Source organism: Opitutia bacterium, from assembly GCA_016217545.1.
Lineage (GTDB): Bacteria > Verrucomicrobiota > Verrucomicrobiia > Opitutales > Opitutaceae > Didemnitutus.
In genome coordinates, this window is sequence record JACRHT010000004.1 from 51324 (window position 1) to 69306 (window position 17983).

At 65.4% G+C, this 17983-nt stretch carries 15 protein-coding genes; 5 read left to right on the top strand and 10 right to left on the bottom strand.

Translation table 11 applies throughout. The features are described 5' to 3' along the window. Positions 1–35: 35 nt before the first annotated feature. The 8 genes from HZA32_03980 to HZA32_04015 form a co-directional block, all read right to left on the bottom strand. Positions 36–374 carry a c-type cytochrome gene (locus HZA32_03980; protein MBI5423219.1) on the bottom strand — a complete coding sequence of 113 codons (339 nt, stop codon included), beginning with the start codon at positions 372–374 and terminating at the stop codon, positions 36–38. A 33-nt stretch (positions 375–407) separates the two neighbouring features. Then, entirely contained in the window at positions 408–2522 is a 2115-nt protein-coding gene (locus HZA32_03985; GenBank protein MBI5423220.1) for a hypothetical protein, read from the bottom strand. 25 nt (positions 2523–2547) lie between these two features. Continuing rightward, on the bottom strand, positions 2548–3321 hold the full coding sequence (locus HZA32_03990; GenBank protein MBI5423221.1) for a hypothetical protein: 774 nt from the start codon (positions 3319–3321) through the stop codon (positions 2548–2550). A 288-nt stretch (positions 3322–3609) separates the two neighbouring features. Beyond that, the gene (locus HZA32_03995) at positions 3610–4326 is read right to left on the bottom strand and encodes a hypothetical protein (protein MBI5423222.1); all 717 of its coding nucleotides are present in this window, start codon (positions 4324–4326) and stop codon (positions 3610–3612) included. A gap of 20 nt (positions 4327–4346) precedes the next feature. Next, positions 4347–4886: a hydrogenase maturation protease gene (locus tag HZA32_04000; protein MBI5423223.1), complete on the bottom strand. Its 540-nt coding sequence runs from the start codon at positions 4884–4886 to the stop codon at positions 4347–4349. 6 nt (positions 4887–4892) lie between these two features. Continuing rightward, complete coding sequence (cybH, locus tag HZA32_04005; GenBank protein ID MBI5423224.1) at positions 4893–5621, bottom strand: Ni/Fe-hydrogenase, b-type cytochrome subunit; 729 nt, start codon at positions 5619–5621, stop codon at positions 4893–4895. Positions 5622–5634: 13 nt separating this feature from the next. Next, positions 5635–7353 (bottom strand): nickel-dependent hydrogenase large subunit, encoded by a 1719-nt coding sequence (locus HZA32_04010; protein ID MBI5423225.1) that lies wholly within the window; start codon positions 7351–7353, stop codon positions 5635–5637. Positions 7354–7371: 18 nt separating this feature from the next. Continuing rightward, positions 7372–8523, bottom strand: a complete 1152-nt coding sequence (locus HZA32_04015; protein ID MBI5423226.1) for a hydrogenase small subunit — start codon at positions 8521–8523, stop codon at positions 7372–7374. Between the two features lie 214 nt (positions 8524–8737). On the opposite strand from HZA32_04015, the gene hypA reads away from it, so the two are divergent. From hypA to hypD, 5 genes are all read left to right on the top strand, one after another. Then, positions 8738–9112 carry a hydrogenase maturation nickel metallochaperone HypA gene (gene hypA, locus HZA32_04020; GenBank protein ID MBI5423227.1) on the top strand — a complete coding sequence of 125 codons (375 nt, stop codon included), beginning with the start codon at positions 8738–8740 and terminating at the stop codon, positions 9110–9112. Then, positions 9102–9905 carry a hydrogenase nickel incorporation protein HypB gene (hypB, locus tag HZA32_04025; protein MBI5423228.1) on the top strand — a complete coding sequence of 268 codons (804 nt, stop codon included), beginning with the start codon at positions 9102–9104 and terminating at the stop codon, positions 9903–9905. The genes hypA and hypB overlap by 11 nt, the downstream gene beginning before the upstream one ends. A gap of 201 nt (positions 9906–10106) precedes the next feature. After that, on the top strand, positions 10107–12416 hold the full coding sequence (gene hypF / locus HZA32_04030; protein MBI5423229.1) for a carbamoyltransferase HypF: 2310 nt from the start codon (positions 10107–10109) through the stop codon (positions 12414–12416). Positions 12417–12577: 161 nt separating this feature from the next. Then, positions 12578–12889 carry a HypC/HybG/HupF family hydrogenase formation chaperone gene (locus HZA32_04035; protein MBI5423230.1) on the top strand — a complete coding sequence of 104 codons (312 nt, stop codon included), beginning with the start codon at positions 12578–12580 and terminating at the stop codon, positions 12887–12889. Continuing rightward, entirely contained in the window at positions 12886–13992 is a 1107-nt protein-coding gene (gene hypD / locus HZA32_04040) for a hydrogenase formation protein HypD (protein ID MBI5423231.1), read from the top strand. The genes HZA32_04035 and hypD overlap by 4 nt, the downstream gene beginning before the upstream one ends. Positions 13993–14025: 33 nt before the next feature. Here hypD and HZA32_04045 read toward each other — a convergent pair whose 3' ends face one another. Then, positions 14026–14730 (bottom strand): M48 family metallopeptidase, encoded by a 705-nt coding sequence (locus tag HZA32_04045; protein ID MBI5423232.1) that lies wholly within the window; start codon positions 14728–14730, stop codon positions 14026–14028. Then, positions 14727–17981: a type I restriction endonuclease subunit R gene (locus tag HZA32_04050; GenBank protein MBI5423233.1), complete on the bottom strand. Its 3255-nt coding sequence runs from the start codon at positions 17979–17981 to the stop codon at positions 14727–14729. The genes HZA32_04045 and HZA32_04050 overlap by 4 nt, the downstream gene beginning before the upstream one ends. Between the last annotated feature and the right edge of the window lie 2 nt (positions 17982–17983).

A 17983-nucleotide genomic window follows, 5' to 3' on the forward strand; every position in this document is an offset into this window, starting at 1 on the left:
CCGCCGGCTCTCGAGATTGCCGTATCAGAGCGAGATCAGGCCTTCATTTTGCGGATGAAGGCGACGAGGTCCTTCGCGTCCTGTTCGGACAGCTCGTCCTTGAATCCCTTCATGCGCTCCTTGCCGTTGTCGCCCTTCACGCCGTCGAGGATGGCTTTGACCATTTCCTCGTCCTTGAGCTCGGCCTGGACTGCAGCGTCCGTGTAGTCACGGATCTTCAGTTTCTTGCCTTGCTTGGTCTGGGCTTTGCCGTCTGCGCCATGGCAGGAAGCGCAGGAGTTTTCCCAGTTCTCGGAGGCGGGAGCGGCATACGAGACGCCGCCGACGAATGCCAGCGCGAGGCCGGCGAGAGCGATCTTGATCGTGGTTTTCATAGGGAATGCGATGAAGTCTGAGGACGTCGCCTTTTAGAAGCGATATTGGAGTTTCGCCTCGAAGACGTTGGCTTCGTAGTCAGCCTTGCCGTTATAGGCCGGGTCCTCGCTGTTCACATACGAGTAGCGGAACTGGATCGACGTGCGACGATCGAGCTGGCGCTTGTAGGTGAGGCCGACGACGTCGGTCTTGACGAGGGTGCCGTAGGGCGTGCTGACGGAGGAGTTGTTGATGAAGTTATCCGTCACTTCATAGCTGGTGTAGTCGACGAACACGTCGCTGCGGTCGTCGAGGACGTAGCCGCTGCTGAGGTTGTAGCTGACGTAGTCGTTGTTACTCTTCGTCACGAGACCGGCGGCCGTGCCAGTGGCGAACACCGCAGGCGTCGTCATCTCCTCCTTGGTGAAGCTGACGTTGCCTTGGACATACCAGCGGGCAGTCGCATTCCACGTGATCGACTCCGAGAAGATGCTCTGGTCGACATTCGCGCTTTCGCCGAACGGCAGGCCGACTTCCTGCGAGTTGATCTTCGTGTTCATGTAGTCATAGCGCGTCGTGCTCCGGAAATTCGGAGCCAGACGCCAGGTGAGGCGAAGATTGAAGTCGTTCGTCTCGAAGTCCTGGTTCGTGATGTAGGCCGGATAACGGTCGCTCGAGGTGATGGTATTCGGGGTCGTGTCACGCACGGCGCGGTAGTCGTTCTGGCGGGCCTTGTAGTAATACTGCGCGGCGACGGTGACGCCCGGGCGGGCATACCAGTTGGTCGTGAAGGCGATCTTCTGGGTGTCGCGCGTCAGCTCGCTGTCGCGGTCGATGGCGATCGATTGGGACGGCGTGCCCGGTTCCGCAATCTCCGTTTCCTGGAGCGTGCCATCGGAAGTGGAGGCATCCGCCCGGACGTTGAAGGTCACGTTTTGCACGCCGGTGTAGCGCAGCTCGACGCCGTAGTTATAGGTCTTCCACGACTTGTCGCTCTCGTTCAGGAGGTCTTCCTTGATCGTGACCGTGACGGGGTTGAAGTTCGTCTCGACCAGATCAGCTTCGCTGTTCCAATCCGTCTTTTCGAAGCGGAGAGCCGGCACAATGGTAAGGTGCTCCAGCGGGCGATACATCAGGGCGATGTTCGCGATCGTCTGGGTCATCTCCGCAGTGCCGAGGTCGTGCCCCGGGAGCGAGTAGAAGCCTTCGTCGCGCGCCTGCTTGCCAGGATAGTTCTCGCTGTAGGCGGCATCGTAGCCGGCGCCGACGACGCGGCTGCCACTGAGGGTCGTGTCGATCTTGGTGCGGGAGACGGCCGTGGTGAGCTTAATCTGCTCGGTGATGTCGACGGCGTAGGAGCCGCGGACTTGGAACAAATCGAAGTCCTGACCTTCGCGATTCGTCACGTAGCGTTCCGCGGTGGGCTCGCCGACGCGGCGGCGGTTTTTCCGCGCGTTGTCGTATTCACCCTTGTCGGCACGGAGACCCAGGTTCCAGGCGGTCTTCTCGCCTTTTTTGGCGACTTCACCTTGGACCACGTGGCGCTTCTCATCGATTTCCCAGAATCCCGGGATGATGTAGCGGGTGCTCGCGGCACTGATCGGGAAGCCCGAGTCAGACCAAGAGGTCGAGTTCTTCTCGCCCTTGCGGGTGATGTATTCGTAGCGGATACGGAACGACGGCTGATCCGGACGGTTCAGACCCGCTTCGAACCACAGGTTGCTGCGGTCGATGTGCATCGCCTCGTTGACAATGGCGAAGCTCTGACCGGTGGAGGGCCAGACACCGCCCATGCCGTTGTAGTAGGTGCGGAACTGCTTGAGCCCGGCCTTCACGAAACCGACTTCGTCCTTCGTGACGGAGATGTCGAGCAGGTAGTCGCCCTGACCCGCCATCGCCTGGGCGCGGATGAGGAGCGCGGTGCTGTCGTTGATCTGCTGCGCATAGCGCAGATCCTCGATGCCGAAGAAGCCGTCCTTGCGCATCTGGGTGGCGCGTTGGAACGCGGCGCGGTTGCCTTCTTGCAGCGAGTAACCGGAACCGAGCGTGATGTAATTTTCGAGTGCGGGCTCTTTTTCAGCCGCACCGAGAATGCTGGCCAGCCCGAGCAAGGTCGCGCAGGCGACCAGGGGGCGGCGGACTGAGTGGAGAAAAACAGGTGTTTTCATCGCAATGTCCTAGAAAATTTTTGGGTTAGAAGCGGAGGGAGGAGCTGACGTGCGAGCCGTGGACGGCTTCGTGGCAGCCAGCGGACCAGCAGGTGCCGCGGGAGAGGAAGGAGCCGTGGTCACGGCCACCGATCATGATCTGACCGGACGAGGTGTTCTGCTGGAAGTGGCACTGCAAGCAGACGTTCGCGTTGCGGGCTTTCAGCATCTTGTCGTTCACGGAGCCGTGCGGGTTGTGGCACACGGTGCAGCCCTCGCGGGACGCTTCGTGTTCGAACACATACGGGCCACCCTGCGAGGTGTGGCACTTGAGGCAGGACTCGTTCATCGCGGCCAGGTTGGTGCCGCCCTCAGCGACCGCGTCGCCGGAGTGCGGGTTGTGGCAGTCGGAGCAGCTCATCTTGCCGGAGGCGACCGGGTGCGAATTCGGCAGCGAGAACTCGGCGCGCTTGTCGAGGTGGCATTGGTAGCAGGTCTCGGCCGTCGGATTGACGATCGTGCCCACACCGCCGCCGGCCTTGACGTGCAGCGAAGCCGGGCCGTGGCAGCTTTCGCAGCCCACTTCCTGGCCGTTCTTGCCGTCGGCGATCAGCTTCGCGTGCGTCGCGTCGCTGAATTCATGGGTGGTGTCCTCGTGGCATTGCGAGCATTTCGCAGAGCCAACGTAGGTAGCGCCCGCAATTTGCGGCGGCGCGACGATCGTGCGGTCAGAGACGACGCACGATACAAGAAGAAGTCCCCAAATGGCGGCTCCTCCGAAGATCAGTGTGCTTTTTGTCCAGCGCGGGTGAGTGCTCATGGCTGAAGCAGGGTGGTTAGGTTTGGTTTGGGTCTCCCGTTGATGTTCTATTCGCAAAAATTATTCCGGCAGCGTGACGAGTGTGTCAGATAGCTCCGCTTATGACTCCGCAGGCCTTGCGCACGTGTATGCAGGGGTTGTGTGTCGAGTCCCTCCGATGACACGACGCGAGCACGCAGTTGGCACAGCACATGGTCTTTTCTGTAGCGGCTCGGTTGGCACCCGGTTCAGGATTTTCCGCGGTATCACAAGCCGCGGCACGCAGTAGACAACTGATGCGGAGAGGAATCACAATCCGAGAAACTGAATCGCGCAGCCGGCCGCGCAGATCGCGCCGCCGGCGACGGCATGGGAGTAACGCTCGAACCGCGGCGCCGCGATGAGGCGCACGCCTTGGCGCGCGAGCAACACCACCGCGAGCATCGAGCCGATCGTCAGCGCGCTGAACACGCCCACGACCACCCACACATCGCTCCAGCTCCCTTGGGTAGCCGGATACATGACGAGCGGAATCATCGGCTCACACGGGCCGAAGACAAAAATCGTGAACAAAATCCACGGCGTCAGCTTGAAGCCCTCTGTCTCGCCGTGCGGATGCGCGTGCGCGCCCCCGTGTGAATGCGCGTGCGCGTGCGCCGGGCCGCCGTGGGTGTGCGCATGCGCGTGCGTCTGCGCGCGGAAGGCCTTCTTCAGTCCCCACGCACCATAGACCGCGCCGAATGCGATCATGGTCCAAGCCGCCAGATTGCCGCGGATCTCCTCGATGAACTGCACGCGCTCCAGCCCGTAGCCGAAAATCACGCCGGCGACGGCCAGCAGAACCGAGCTGCCAACGTGGCCGAGTCCGCACAACGTCGTCCAGAAAATCGTGCGCGAGACCGACCATTTCCGCGCGCGCCCCATCACGATGAACGGCAGATAGTGGTCCGGTCCGGACAAGGTATGCAGCACCGCGACCCCGGCCGTGCTGAGCATCAGCACCGACAGTTCCGGCTGACTGAGCACGTGCGCGTGAAATTCTGCGTTCATCGGCTCCCCTGCCCTTCGGCCGCCAGTCGCGCAGCCAGCGCGTGCATCGCGTGCACGACTTCCGGCACCGCCGCCGCCACTGCCGGCGACAAATCCGTGCACATGGGTTTCAGCTCTTCGACCGAAATGGTGTAGAGATGAATCGTGGGCAATTGCCCCAGGAGAGCCGCGGCCGCAAAAAGGTCCTTCAACCCAAAGTCGTGCGCCCCGAGCCCGCGCGGCAGGTCGCCCACCTGGCGCGGTTGAAGGAAAGTGATGGCGCCGGCCGGTTGCCCGTCGCGCGTCGCGTCGACCATGACCACGTCGCGCATGCCTTCGAGCTCGAGCAGCAGGTTCACGCCTCCCGTGCCGCCATCGAGCGTGCGCACGCCGAACAGCGGCGGCTGCGTTTCGAGTTCGCGCACGACGTGGATCCCGACGCCCTCGTCCCCCATGAGCCAGTTGCCCACGCCGAGCAGGAGCACCTGCGCGGCGGGTTGCGGCGCCCCGAGTTCACGGGACGCCGGCACGGCAGAAAGCTCATCGAGGCCGATCATGGCTGGTTACGGTTTCGATGGTTTGGTCGGCAGACCGGAGATGCCACTGGCGTGCTCCGCCTGAACCTTGCCCTTCTCCATGAACTTCCAGCCGCCGATGATGGACGTCAGCACGCCGTGGCCTTCCACGTAGTCGTGATACATCACGAGATAGACGTGAATGAACACGAACACGCCGAACAGCCACGTCACCGCGTAGTGGAACACGCGCAGGTTCTGCTCGCTGCCAAACAGCGGCACGACCCACGCGAACAGCTGCGGAAACCAGTGGTCGCTCATCGGCGCGTAGAGCGCGAAGCCCGACGCGACCTGGAACAACGTGAGGAGTCCCGTGCCGGTGTAGGTGAAGTAGGCGACGGAGTTGTGGCCGAGGTTGCGCATCGGCTTGTAGCGCGACTGGAGGACGTCGACGGTCATGACGTCCACGACCTGCGTCATCTGCGCCTTCGAGAGCGGGAAGAAATTCCGCCAGCTCGCGTATTTGTTGCCGACGAGCGACCAGTAGAGCCGGAACATGAAGTTCCCGAAGAACACGTAGGCGGTCACGAAGTGCACGAGGCGCAGCTTCCCGAACCAGAAGTTCTCCACCGCTTCGCCCGAATTCATGAACGCCGGCGGATGCGCGATGAAGTAACCGGTCGTGCACAGCGTGACGATGCACAGCGCGTTGATCCAATGGAACCAACGCACCGGCTGCTGCCACACGTAGACGCGTTGATAGTCGTGTGAGGGCATGGGAGCCTCCGGGTTACTTCACCAGCAACTCGTGACGCGCGATTTCCTTCTTGTCCTCGTAGAGATGGACAGCGCAGGCGAGGCACGGGTCGAACGAGTGAATGGTGCGGATGATTTCGAGCGGCTGGTGCGGGTCGTGCACGGGCGTGCCGATCAGCGAAGCCTCGTAAGCGGAGCGCTGGCCCTTGCCGTCGCGCGGCGAGGCGTTCCAGGTGCTCGGAACCACCAGCTGGTAGTTCGCGATCTTCTGGTCGCCGATGACAATCCAGTGCGCGAGCGCGCCGCGCGGCGCCTCGGTGCAGCCGACGCCCTTCGCCATCTTCGGCCAGGTGCTCGGCTCCCATTTCTCGCGGGTAAAGGTGCGGGTCTCGCCCGCCTTGATGTTCGCGAGAAGCGTGTTGAAGAACTCGAGGCCCCACTTCGCCGCGAGCTGCGACTCGATCGCGCGGGCCGCGGTGCGGCCGAGCGTCGAGAACAGCACGGACGGAGGCGCCTTGAGCGCGCCGAGCGCGTCGGTGACCGCGCCCTTGATGTCGTCGTTGCCCGCGGCGTAGCCGACGAGCATGCGCGAGAGCGGACCGACCTCCATCGCGTGGCCCTTCCAGCGCGGCGTCTTCAGCCAGGAGTATTTTTTGTCGACGTCGAGGTGCTCGTAGGGCGGCTTCGGGCCGGAATACTTCAGGTTCGTCTCGCCGTCCCACGGGTGGAGGCCGCCGCCCTTCGAATATTCATACCACGAGTGGTCGATGAACTCCTTGATCTCGTCCTGATCGTTCTTCGGGTCGACGGGGTGAACTTCGTTCAGGTTGCGGCCGAGGATCGCGCCGCGCGGGAACTTGAAGCTCTTCACGTCTGCGAAGCCGTTCGTCGGCAGATCGCCGTAAACGAGATAGTTTTCGAGACCGCCGCCGATGCCCGCCCAGTCGAGATAGAACGGCGCGACCGCGAGCACGTCCGGGATGTAGACCTGTTCGACGAATTCTTTCGCGCGCTGCAGCGTCTGGCCGACGAAGGCGAGACGCTCGGCGTTGATCGCGTTGGCCTCGTCGATGTTGATCGAGCACGGCACGCCGCCCACGAGATAATTCGGATGCGGATTCTTGCCGCCGAAGATCGTGTGGATCTTCACGATCTCCTTTTGCCACTCGAGCGCTTCGAGGTAATGGCCGACCGCCATCAAGTTCGCCTCGGGCGGAAGCTTGAACGCCGGATGGCCCCAGTAACCGTTGGCAAAGATGCCGAGCTGGCCGCTCTCGACGAATTTCGTGAGCCGCTTCTGCAGCTCGACATAGTAATTCGGCGAGCTCTTCGGATACTTCGACAGCTTCTGCGCCAGCGCGGAGGTGGCGACCGGGTCAGCCTTCAGCGCGCTGATGACGTCGACCCAATCCAACGCATGCAAGTGATAGAAATGCACCACGTGGTCATGCATGTATTGCGTGCAGAACATGATGTTTCGGATCAGTTCTGCGTTCGCGGGGACGTGGATGCCGAGCGCGTCCTCGACGGAACGCACCGAAGCGAGCGCGTGCACCGTCGTGCACACGCCGCAAACGCGCTCGCAGAACGCCCAGGCGTCGCGCGGGTCGCGACCGCGGAGGATGATCTCCAAGCCGCGCACCATCGTGCCGGCGCTCCAGGCATCGACGATCTTGCCGTCTTTCACCTCCGCCTCGATGCGGAGGTGGCCTTCGATGCGAGTGACAGGATCAACAACAATTCTTTCGCTCATGGTGTGGCTCCTCCGGGGTTAGGATTTGGACTCCGGGTTGTCCTTCTCGGCCTGCTCGGCGTTCTCGCCGGCGTGTTCGCCGATTTCGTGGCGCTTGCGGATGTTGGTCATCACGGCGTGGACGGCCGCGCCGCCCGCCGAAGCCGCCAACGCGGCAATGCCGAGCTTGTCGGCCGTCTGCTCGATGCCGAAGCCTGGGAACGCCGGCACGCGTTGGTAGAAAGGTCCGTTGTCCCAGAAATTCGCCTCGGAGCAACCGATGCACGGGTGACCCGACTGGATGGGGAAGCTGATGCCGCCGTTCCAGCGAATCGTGCCGCAGGAGTTGTAGGTCGACGGCCCGCGGCAACCGACCTTGTAGAGGCAGTAGCCCTTGCGCGCGTTCTCGTCGTCGAAGCTCTCGACGAAGAGACCGGCGTCGTAGTTCGGGCGGCGATAGCACGTGTCGTGCACGCGGCGCGAGTAGAACGCCTTCGGGCGGCCGAGATTGTCGAGCTGCGGGATGCGGTCGAACGTGAGCAGGTGCACCAGCACGCCGGCCATGACTTCCGCGATCGGCGGGCAGCCTTGGACGTTCACGATGGGTTTGCCGCCGATGATCTTGTGGATCGGCTTGGCGGAAGTCGGGTTCGGCTTCGCGGCCTGCACGCAACCGGAGCAGGCGCAGTTGCCCCACGCGACGACGGCCTTCGCGTCCTTCGCCACTTCCTCGGCGATCTGCAGCGCGGTGCGGCCGCCGATGCAGCAATACACGCCGTCCTCCGCCGTCGGCACGGAGCCTTCGATGCAGAGGAGATACTCACCCTTGTAATTCTTGATCGTGTCCTGGAGGGATTTCTCCGCTTGGTGACCGGAGGCGGCCATCAGCGTCTCGGAGTAGTCGAGCGAAACCTTGTCGAGCAGGATGTCGGCGACGATCGGGTGCGAGCTGCGGATGAAGGACTCGCTGCAGCACGTGCATTCCTGGAAATGCAGCCAGACAACGGGAATGCGCTTCTTCGTCTCGAGCGCCTTGGTCATTTGCGCCACGCCGGTTTGCTCCAGCCCGATACAGGCGCCCATCCAGGCGCAGAACTGCAGGAAGTCACGTCGGCTTACGCCGCGCGCCAACATGTGTTCGTAGATCGTTTCGTCCTTCTTTTGGGGTTTCGTTGCCGATTCGATTTCCATGGTTGCGAAGCGGCGCGCTCGTGCGTGGGGCGGGAACGTCGCGTTAGGGTTGAGTAACAAGAAACAATAAGGAGTCGTGTGTCCTGACTGCGTCCCCAGAGTAGCGGAGCGCGCGGATCGCGCATATGCACCGCTTGGCAAAGGGTGCGCAGTCGTTGGCGAAAATTCGCTCTCCGCTCGACGCGCGCGCCCGCCGGGTGCAATGCATTTCCCCATGCACGAAGTCGGCATCATCGAGTCCGCGCTCGAGGTGATTCGCCGCGAGGCGCGCACTCATCAGGCGACCCGGGTCACCCGCGTCGTGATGCGCATCGGCGCGATTTCCGGCGTGGACGTCGACGCGCTGCGCTTCGGCTTCGAGGCGTGCACGCCCGGCTCCATCGCCGAGGGTGCCGAGTTCGAGATCGAATCCATCCCGGCGCGCGCCCACTGTAAAGACTGCGCCACGGACTTCACCATCGAGAGCGGCTTCATCTTCCAATGCCCGCACTGCGGCGCGTTCTCCGGCGACGTCCGCTCGGGCAAGGAGCTCGAACTCACCCGCCTCGAATTCGCCACCGACACATCCCCTTCCGACCATGTCCGCTGAAAATCCCATCCTCGCCGACGACGGCATCCGCATCAACGCCCTCAACGGCGGCGCCGTCTCCCCCACCCGCTCGCTCTCCGCGCCGCTCTCCGCGGAGATCAGCGCCGCTCTCCAAGCCAGCCCCAAGGGCGAGGTCCAAGTCCGCTCGCTCGACCTCAGCATTCCGCTGCTGGAGAAAAACGACATCCTCGCCGAGCGGAACCGCGGCTACTTCCTCGGCCGCGGCCTCCTCGCGCTCAACCTCGTCTCCTCGCCCGGCGCCGGCAAAACCACGCTCCTCGAACGCACGCTCGACGAGTTCGGCCGCGAAGTCCGTTGCGCCGTCCTCGTCGGCGATCTCGAGACCGACAACGACGGCCGCCGCCTCAATCGCCCGCACGCCTCCGTCGCGCAAATCACCACCGGCACCGTCTGCCATCTCGACGCCGGCATGATCGCCCGCGGCGTCGAAGCCCTCGACCTCACCGGCGCGAAAGTCCTCTTCATCGAAAACGTCGGCAACCTCGTCTGCCCCGCCTCCTTCGATCTCGGCGAACAAGTCCGCGTCGTCCTCCTCTCCACCACCGAGGGCGAGGAGAAGCCGCTGAAGTATCCGCCCATCTTCAAGTCCGCCCATGTCGTCCTCCTCACCAAAGTGGACGTCGCCGACGCCCTCGGCTTCAACCGCCAGCTCGCCCTCGACAACATCCGCAAGATCGCTCCTCAGGCGCAGATCATCGAAGTCTCCTCCCGCACCGGCGAAGGCCTCGCACAATGGTATGACTACCTGCGCGCGCGCCTCCCGAAATCCTGACCGCCCGAATCGTTCTCGTTCTCATTCTCCTTCTCGTTCTCCAAAACAAAAACGCCCGCCCCGGCTCAAACCCCGAGAGAACGAGAACGAGTAAGAGAACGAGAACGATCCAGCCTACAGTCCTCCGCCTTCCGCTCTCAACTCTAGGCTCTCAGCTCTCAGCTCTAGACTCTCAGCTCTCAGCTTTCTTCCTCCTCCCCCATGCCCACCACGCCCACGCTCCTCGATACGCTGCTCCGCGTCCGCGGCACCGTGCAGGGCGTGGGCTTCCGGCCGTTCGTTCATCGCACCGCGGTTCGCCTCGGTCTCCGCGGCTGGGTGCGCAACGACGCCGAAGGCGTCCTCCTCCGCGTGCACGGCGACGCCACGCAAATCGCCGCGCTCGTCGACGCGCTTCACCACGAAGCCCCGCCCGCCGCCCGCGTCGTCGCGGTCGAGCGCTCCGACCCGGCTGCGGACGAGCAGCCCGTCGGCTCGCACTTCACCATTTCCGAGAGCGACGCCAGCCGCGGCACCGCACCCACCGCCACCACACCACCCGATCTCGCGCTGTGCGCCGACTGCGAACGCGAGCTGCTCGATCCCACCGATCGCCGCCACCTCTACCCGTTCATCAACTGCACCCAATGCGGCCCGCGCTACTCGCTCATCGAGCAGCTCCCCTACGACCGCCCGCGCACCACCATGCGCGCGTTTCGGATGTGTCCCGCCTGCGCCCGCGAATACCACGACCCGCTCGACCGCCGCTTCCACGCCGAACCCAACGCCTGCCCCGCATGCGGCCCGCAACTTTCCCTCACCGACTCCGCCGGACAAATCGTCGCCGACTCTCACGATGTCTTGAACGCCGCGGTGGCCGCGCTGCGTGACGGCAGGATTCTCGCCGTGAAAGGCCTCGGCGGCTTCCACCTGATGTGCGACGCCGCCAACGAGGTCTCCGTCGCCGAGCTGCGCAACCGCAAGCATCGCGAGGAAAAGCCGCTCGCCGTCATGTTCCCCGACCTCGCCACGCTGCGCGACTACGCCGACGTGCCCCCGGTCGCGGAAAAGCTCCTCACTTCCCCCGAGGCCCCGATCGTGCTCATCCGCCGGCTCGAAAACAGCCGCCTCGCCTACAGCGTCGCTCCGTCGAATCCCTGGATCGGCGCCCTGCTGCCCTACACGCCCTTGCACGCTCTGCTGCTGCGCGCGTTCCAAGGCCCGCTCGTCGCCACCAGCGCGAATCTCTCCGAGGAACCGCTCTGCACCGACAACACCGAGGCGCGCGAACGTCTCGCCGGCATCGCCGATCTGCACCTCTCCCACGACCGCGTGATCGCGCGCCCGGTCGACGACTCCGTCATCCGCCTCTCGCGCACCAGCCAGACCATCTTGCTCCGCCGCGCGCGCGGCTACGCCCCCGCACCGCTGCGCCTCCCCGGTGCACTCCACGAGACGACGCTCTGCGTCGGCGCGCAGATGAAGAACACCGTCTCCGTCGCGGCAGGCGATCAGGTGGTTCTCAGCCCTCACATCGGCGACCTCGGCAACGCCGCCACGCAAGCCGTCTTCGAGCGCACCATCGCCACGCTCAGCGAACTCTACGAGGCCCGCCCGCTCGTCGTCGTCCACGACAAGCACCCCGACTACGCCTCCACCCACTTCGCCGGCCGCACCGGCCTGCCGCAGCTCGCCGTGCAACACCACCTCGCCCACGTCCTCGCGTGCCTCCTCGAACACGAGCAACCGGCCGACGGCGTCCTCGGCATTTCGTGGGACGGCACTGGCTACGGCGAAGACGGCACCGTCTGGGGCGGAGAGTTCATCCTCCTCGAAAAGAACCGCGCCACGCGCTTCGCCCGCCTCCGTCCGTTCCGCCTCCTCGGCGGCGACGCCGCCGTGAAGGACGCCCGCCGCGTCGCCCTCGGCCTCGGCCACGAGATGGATTTGCTCGGCCCGCTCTGCGCCCGCTTCCGCTTCTCGCCGATCGAGCACTCGACGCTCCAGCAGATGCTCGCCCGCGGCTTGAACTCCCCGCTCTGCTCCAGCGCCGGCCGCCTCTTCGACGGCGTCAGCGCGCTGCTCGGCCTTTGCCTGCGCAACAGCTTCGAAGGCCAAGCCCCCCTCCGCCTCGAGGCCGCCGCCACCCGCGCCGCCGGCACGCGCACCGTGCTGCCCTTCGACGTCGTGCGCGCCGCGTCGCCCGGTGCGTATCTCGACGTCGACTGGGCTCCCGCGATCTCTCAATTGCTCCGCGACCCGCGCGGTCCGGACGAACTCGCTGCCGATTTCCATCGCGGTCTCGCCCGCGCCATGGTCGCCGTCGCCACCGAGGCCGGCGTCGGCACCGTCGCGCTCACCGGCGGTTGTTTCCAAAACGCGCTCCTGCACGACCTCGCCACCGAAGCGCTCGGCAACGCGGGCTTCAAAGTCCTCACGCACCGCCGCCTCTCACCCAACGACAACTCCATCGCCGCCGGCCAGGCGCTCGCGGCGCTCTGGGGCCTCACCTCCGTCGACCTCCCCACATGACTGCCGTCCTCCTTCTGCCCGCCGTGCTCGTCTTCCTCTTGGTCGTCGTCCTCGCCGACCAAACCCGCCGCGAATGACGCGCAGCGATCAGCTCTCAGCCCTCAACTTCCTCCGCCCCTACTCGCTACTCACTACCCGCTACTCGCTACTCCCTTCCCTCCATGTGCCTCGCCGTCCCCGGTAAAGTCGTCGAAATTCTCGGCGACGATCCGCTCCTCCGCTCCGCGAAAGTCAGTTTCTCCGGCGTGATCAAACTCGTCAGCCTCACCTGCACGCCCGACGCCAAGCTCGGCGACTACGTGCTCGTCCACGTCGGCGTCGCCATCAGCACCGTCGACCCCGAGGAGGCCGCGCAGACCTTCGAATACCTCAAACAAATGGGCGAACTCGACGGCATTGAACTCCCTGCTTCGCCTGAAGCGAAGCTTCAGGACGAACCGCGCCGTAGCTCGCAGAGCGGAGGCGGGGCATGAAATACGTCGACGAATACCGCGACGCCGCGCTCGTCCGGAAACTCGCCGACGCCATCACGCGCGCCGCCACGCGCCCGTGGACGATCATGGAAATCTGCGGCGGCCAGACGCACGCCATCGTGAAGTTCGGCCTCGACGATCTCCTCCCGAAAAACATCACGCTCGTCCACGGCCCCGGCTGCCCCGTCTGCGTCACCAGCGCCGACCTCATCGACCAAGCTGTCGAACTCACGCTCCAGCACGGCGCGATCCTCTGCTCGTTCGGCGACATGCTCCGCGTGCCCGGCAACGGCATCGACCTGCTCACCGCCAAGGCCCGCGGCGGCGACGTCCGCATCGTCTACTCGCCCCTTGACGCCGTCGGCATCGCCAAGGCCAACCCCGCGAAGCAAGTCGTGTTCTTCGCCGTCGGCTTCGAAACGACCGCGCCCGCCAACGCCATGTCCGTGCTCCTCGCCGAACGCGACGGCGTGAAGAATTTCTCCATCCTCACCTCGCACGTCCTCGTGCCGCCCGCGATGCGCGCCATCCTCGGCGCGCCCGACAACCGCGTGCAAGGCTTCCTCGCCGCCGGCCACGTCTGCACGATCATGGGCACCGAGGAATACGGCCCCATCGCCCGCGACTACCGCGCCCCGATCATCATCACCGGCTTCGAACCGGTGGACATCCTCGAAGGCATTTTGCTCTGCGTGAAACAGCTCGAGTGCGGCCGCACCGAAGTGGAAAACGCCTACTCCCGCGCCGTCCGCACCGAAGGCAACACCCACGCCCGCACGATCGTCGAAACCGTCTTTGAAATCGCCGACCGCGACTGGCGCGGCATCGGCGTGATCCCGCAAAGCGGCCTCGCCGTCCGGGAGAAATACGCCGCCTACGACGCCGCAAAACGCTTCCCGCTCACGACCTCGAACGCCAACGGCTGCACCGAATGCATCAGCGGCGAGATCATGCGCGGCGTGAAGAAGCCGCACGACTGCCCCGCCTTCGGCACGCGCTGCACGCCCGAGTCCCCGCTCGGCGCCCCCATGGTCAGCAGCGAAGGCGCCTGCGCCGCCTACTACCGCTACCGCAGCCGCGCCCTGGAGCCGGCCACCCCGTAGCGCCGCTCTCCGGCCGGCCCAGTTTTTCTGGATTCACAAATCGAAGGTAGCGCCGTGGCGCCGCAGCCAGTCTTTGCGCTCGGCGTAGGCGGGCATCACCTTGTCGACCTCGTTCCAAAACGCGGCGGTGTGGTCGAGGTGATGATGGTGGCAGAGCTCGTGAACGACGATGTAGTCGATGACCTGCGGCGGAGCCATCATGCACTTCCAATGAAACGCCACGTTCCCCGTCGGCGAGTAGGACGCCCAGCGATGGCCGAGTTCGCGCACGGCGAGGCGGCGCACCGGCGCGGCGACCTTCGGGGCGAAATACGCCACGCGTTCCGTGAGCCAGGCGCGACCGCGAGCAATGTAGTAGTTTCGAAACGCCGCTCGCGCCGCGGCCACGGCGCCGCGCTCGGCGAGATCGCGCCGCAGGCAGAAACGGCCGGCGCGCAGGCGCAACGGCTCCTCCTGATCGGCCACGAGCAGCAGGCGGTAGGAGCGGCCGAGATAAAGGAAACCTTCGCCGTTGCGAAACTCGCGCAGGACGCGCGTGGCGTTGAGGTCGCGCCACTCGGCGAGATTGCGATAGATCCACGGGCGCTTCGCCGCAACGAGGGCGGCGATGCGCGCGTCGTTCGCGTCTTGCGGGGCGCGCACGAGCAGCCGGCCGTCGCGCTCGATCACGATGTCGGCGGTGCGGCGCCGGCTGCGCACGATTTCGTAGGTGAACGCGGGATCGGCGGGACGGATCATCGCGTCAGCTCCTGATGGCGTTTCTCGGCGAGATTCACGATCTCGACGGCGAGGCGCTCGTGCAGCACCGCCAGCTCCGGCAGCTCGGCGAGCAGTATCTCGGTGGCGATCGCCCCGCGGAGTTTTTTCACCTCGATCGGTTTTTTCCAGAAATCGACGATGTCGATCCGCTCCTGGAAAATCTCGACGATGCGGCGCAGCAGCGCGGTGAGCGCGGGCTCGTGCGCGGCGGGTGCGATGCCCTCGGCATAGGCGAGTTGCACGACGAAGTCGTAGAAAGCCGTCGCTTCGCGGCTCAGGCCGGCGCGAGCGGTGGTGCGTCCGGCCTCGGCTTCGCGACGGAGCTGCTCGCAGCCGGCGACGATGGCTTCCCAATTATTCTTCTGCTGCTGGAGCAGGCGTTCGAGTTTGTCGCTCAGGCGCTGGTAGAAGGCGGGGTCCTCGTCGAAGTGGACGGTGCAGTGCTTGCGGATCGCGTGCTCCATCTCGCTGGCCTTGGCCTCGGCGTTGCCGCCGGCGTGCTGTTGCACGCGGGCGAGGAAATCGGGTGAGAGCAGTTCGACGGGCGGGATGCGCGGGTCGATGCCGAGCTCGATCAAGTGCTCGTTGATGAGCGCTTTCACCTTCGCGCCGGCATCGCCCAGGTCGAGCGACTCGTCCTTGTAGCGCTCCTTCACCATGCGCAGGAGATAACCGAATCGCCGGGCGGGGCCGCGGTAGGCGTGACCGCGGGCGTCGGGGAGGATGAGGTTGAGGCTCTGGAGGAATTTCTTGAGGTAGACCTCGAAGTCGGCGCGGCGCCGCAGGTCCTGCATCGCGGATACCGCGGCGTGCACGACGGCGACTTCCGAGGCGGGACCGCCGCAGCGGCCGTGCACGAAAGCGTCGATCTCCGGCACGCCCGCGGCGCGGAAATGCTGGAGCAAGCGCTCGAAACGCTCCTCGAGGATCGGCAGCTCGGTCGCGAGATCCTTCAGGCCCTCGCGCAGGTCCGCCGCGTCCTCGGCGGCGTAGATCGAGAGCGCGGCGCCGAGGTGGTTCGCGAGGCCGATGTAGTCGACGACGAAGCCGCGGGACTTGCGGCGCGCGGTGCGGTTCACGCGGGCGATGGCCTGGAGGAGATTGTGCTCCTCGAGCCGCTTGTCGATATACATGACCTGCTCGATCGGCGCGTCGAAGCCGGTGAGCAGCATGTCGCACACGACGAGGAACGCGATACCGGTGAGCGCGCGGTCGGGATCGTCGAGGTCGAACGGCCGGCAGAAATTCTCCACGGCGTTCCAGCGTCGCGCCTCCTGGCGGACCGCGGTGAGCGCGGCGGCCTCGTTGGTCGGATCGGCGGAGACGACGACGGCGACTTTCAAAAACTCGAGCCGGCGGACGAGCACGGCGTCGGGTTTCTCCTGCGCGTGTTCGCGCGCGATGCGCTCGGCGAGCGCGGTGCGGATCGCCTGCTGGTAGCGGAGCGCCGCGAGTTTCGAGTGACAGACGACCTGCGCCTTGAAGCCGTCGGGCAGGATATTGTCGACGTAGTGCGCCACGAGGTCGCGGGCGATGGCGCCGATGCGCTGCTCGGCTTCGAGGAGGTCGCCGGTGGCGCCGTATTTCTTTTTGATCGCGGCGATCTCCTCGGGCGTGCGCTCGGCGAACAGGTCCTCGAATTTCCGCTCGAAGCCGGCCTTGTCGCGTAGCGCGGCGTCGGCTGTGCGGCCTTCGTAGAGGATCTGGAGCGTGGCGCCGTCGTGCACGGCGTCCATGAGCTTGTAGGTGTCGATGTAGTCGCCGAAGCGCTTCACGGTGCGCCGCGCGCCGTGTTTCTCCGTGATCAGCGGCGTGCCGGTAAAGGCGATGCGCGTCGCCTGCGGAAACGCCTCGAAGAGATTGTCGCCGAGGTCCGAGCCCTGCGTGCGGTGCGCCTCGTCGATCATCAGCAGGATGCGCGCGGAGGGATTGACGACGCCGAACGTCTCCGCCGACGGCGGCGCGCCGTAGGTGGCGAGCGCTTCGGCGACGACGAGCGGCAGCGACTCCTCGCGCTCCATGAACTTGTGGACCATGACCATGTTGAGGTCCGAGGCGTCGGTGGAGAGCTGTGCGCGGAGGTCGGCGGTGCTCGCGATGACGTTGACCCGGCCGCCGATGAGTTTCGCGGTGGCGGCGAGCTGCTCCTCGAGGTCGAGGCGGTCGTTGACCAGCACGATCTTGAAATCCGCGAGGTCGGCGGCGGCGCGGAGCATGCGCGCGACGAAGACCATCGTGAGCGATTTGCCCGAGCCCTGCGTGTGCCAGACGACGCCGGAGCGCTCCTCGGGCGTGCGGCCCTCGCGCAGCCGCTGCACGATGCGGCGCGCGGCGCGGTATTGCTGGTAACGGCACACGACCTTTACGCGGCGCCCGGCGTCGGTGTCCGTGAACACCGTGCAGGTGCGAAGCACGTCGAGCAGCGTGGCGGGCGCGAGCAGGCCCTGGATCAATTTCTCCTGTGCGCGCTCGATGCCGAGCGGCGGCGCGTAGGCGCGGCGGCTCTCGGGCCAGATGTCCTTCCACGCGTGGAAATGCTCGTGCTCCGACGAGATCGTGCCGGGTTCGGCCTGCTCGCCGCAGGTGCGGATGAGCAGCGCATTCGAGTAGAACAACCGCGGCTCACCCTCGCGCAAGCCGGCGGCACGCGTCTCGGCACGGCCGTCACGGTAGCGGAGGAGCTGTTCGCCGGCGGCGTGGAGCGGATTCGCGGTGTTGGCGTCGCTGATCTTCGCTTCGACGACGACGAGCGGGATGCCATTCACGAAGAGCACGACGTCGGGGATGATGCTGCGCTTCACGCCGCCGGGCGTATCGAGGCGGAACTGGTTGATCGCGTGGAAGACGTTTCGCTCCGATCGCGCGAAGTCGATCAGCTGCACGACGGGATGTGCCTCGCCGGTGAGTTCGTTGAGGTCGACCTGGGCCTTGAAGAGCAGCGCTTGCACGGCCTCGTTGATCTCGAGCAGCGAGCGCGCGGGCTGGCGCAGCCACTGGTCGCGCAGGTCGTCGAGCTGGCGGTCGGTGAGCCACGGGCGACCGTCGGCGGTGAGATTCAACGCGCGCACCGCGGCGCGGAAAACCTCCGGCAGATGCACCTCGCGGAAACTCGTGCGCAGGCTCGCGGCGGGATCGCTCGGGATGGCGCCGTGCCCTTGGTCGATCACCGTCCAGCCCAGCGCGGCGAGCTGGTCGAGGAAGGGTTTTTCGACGTGGAGGTATTCGGACATCG

What these genes read in the sequence shown, in the direction of transcription:
- hypB (MBI5423228.1), top strand. Translation starts at nt 9,102, where the DNA reads ATGTCCGCTGAAAATCCCATCCTCGCCGACGACGGCATCCGCATCAAC.
- hypF (MBI5423229.1), top strand. Translation starts at nt 10,107, where the DNA reads ATGCCCACCACGCCCACGCTCCTCGATACGCTGCTCCGCGTCCGCGGC.
- HZA32_04035 (MBI5423230.1), top strand. Translation starts at nt 12,578, where the DNA reads ATGTGCCTCGCCGTCCCCGGTAAAGTCGTCGAAATTCTCGGCGACGAT.
- HZA32_04050 (MBI5423233.1), bottom strand. Translation starts at nt 17,981, where the DNA reads ATGTCCGAATACCTCCACGTCGAAAAACCCTTCCTCGACCAGCTCGCC.
- cybH (MBI5423224.1), bottom strand. Translation starts at nt 5,621, where the DNA reads ATGCCCTCACACGACTATCAACGCGTCTACGTGTGGCAGCAGCCGGTG.
- hypA (MBI5423227.1), top strand. Translation starts at nt 8,738, where the DNA reads ATGCACGAAGTCGGCATCATCGAGTCCGCGCTCGAGGTGATTCGCCGC.
- HZA32_04010 (MBI5423225.1), bottom strand. Translation starts at nt 7,353, where the DNA reads ATGAGCGAAAGAATTGTTGTTGATCCTGTCACTCGCATCGAAGGCCAC.
- HZA32_04015 (MBI5423226.1), bottom strand. Translation starts at nt 8,523, where the DNA reads ATGGAAATCGAATCGGCAACGAAACCCCAAAAGAAGGACGAAACGATC.
- HZA32_03985 (MBI5423220.1), bottom strand. Translation starts at nt 2,522, where the DNA reads ATGAAAACACCTGTTTTTCTCCACTCAGTCCGCCGCCCCCTGGTCGCC.
- HZA32_04045 (MBI5423232.1), bottom strand. Translation starts at nt 14,730, where the DNA reads ATGATCCGTCCCGCCGATCCCGCGTTCACCTACGAAATCGTGCGCAGC.
- HZA32_04000 (MBI5423223.1), bottom strand. Translation starts at nt 4,886, where the DNA reads ATGATCGGCCTCGATGAGCTTTCTGCCGTGCCGGCGTCCCGTGAACTC.
- HZA32_03980 (MBI5423219.1), bottom strand. Translation starts at nt 374, where the DNA reads ATGAAAACCACGATCAAGATCGCTCTCGCCGGCCTCGCGCTGGCATTC.
- HZA32_03990 (MBI5423221.1), bottom strand. Translation starts at nt 3,321, where the DNA reads ATGAGCACTCACCCGCGCTGGACAAAAAGCACACTGATCTTCGGAGGA.
- hypD (MBI5423231.1), top strand. Translation starts at nt 12,886, where the DNA reads ATGAAATACGTCGACGAATACCGCGACGCCGCGCTCGTCCGGAAACTC.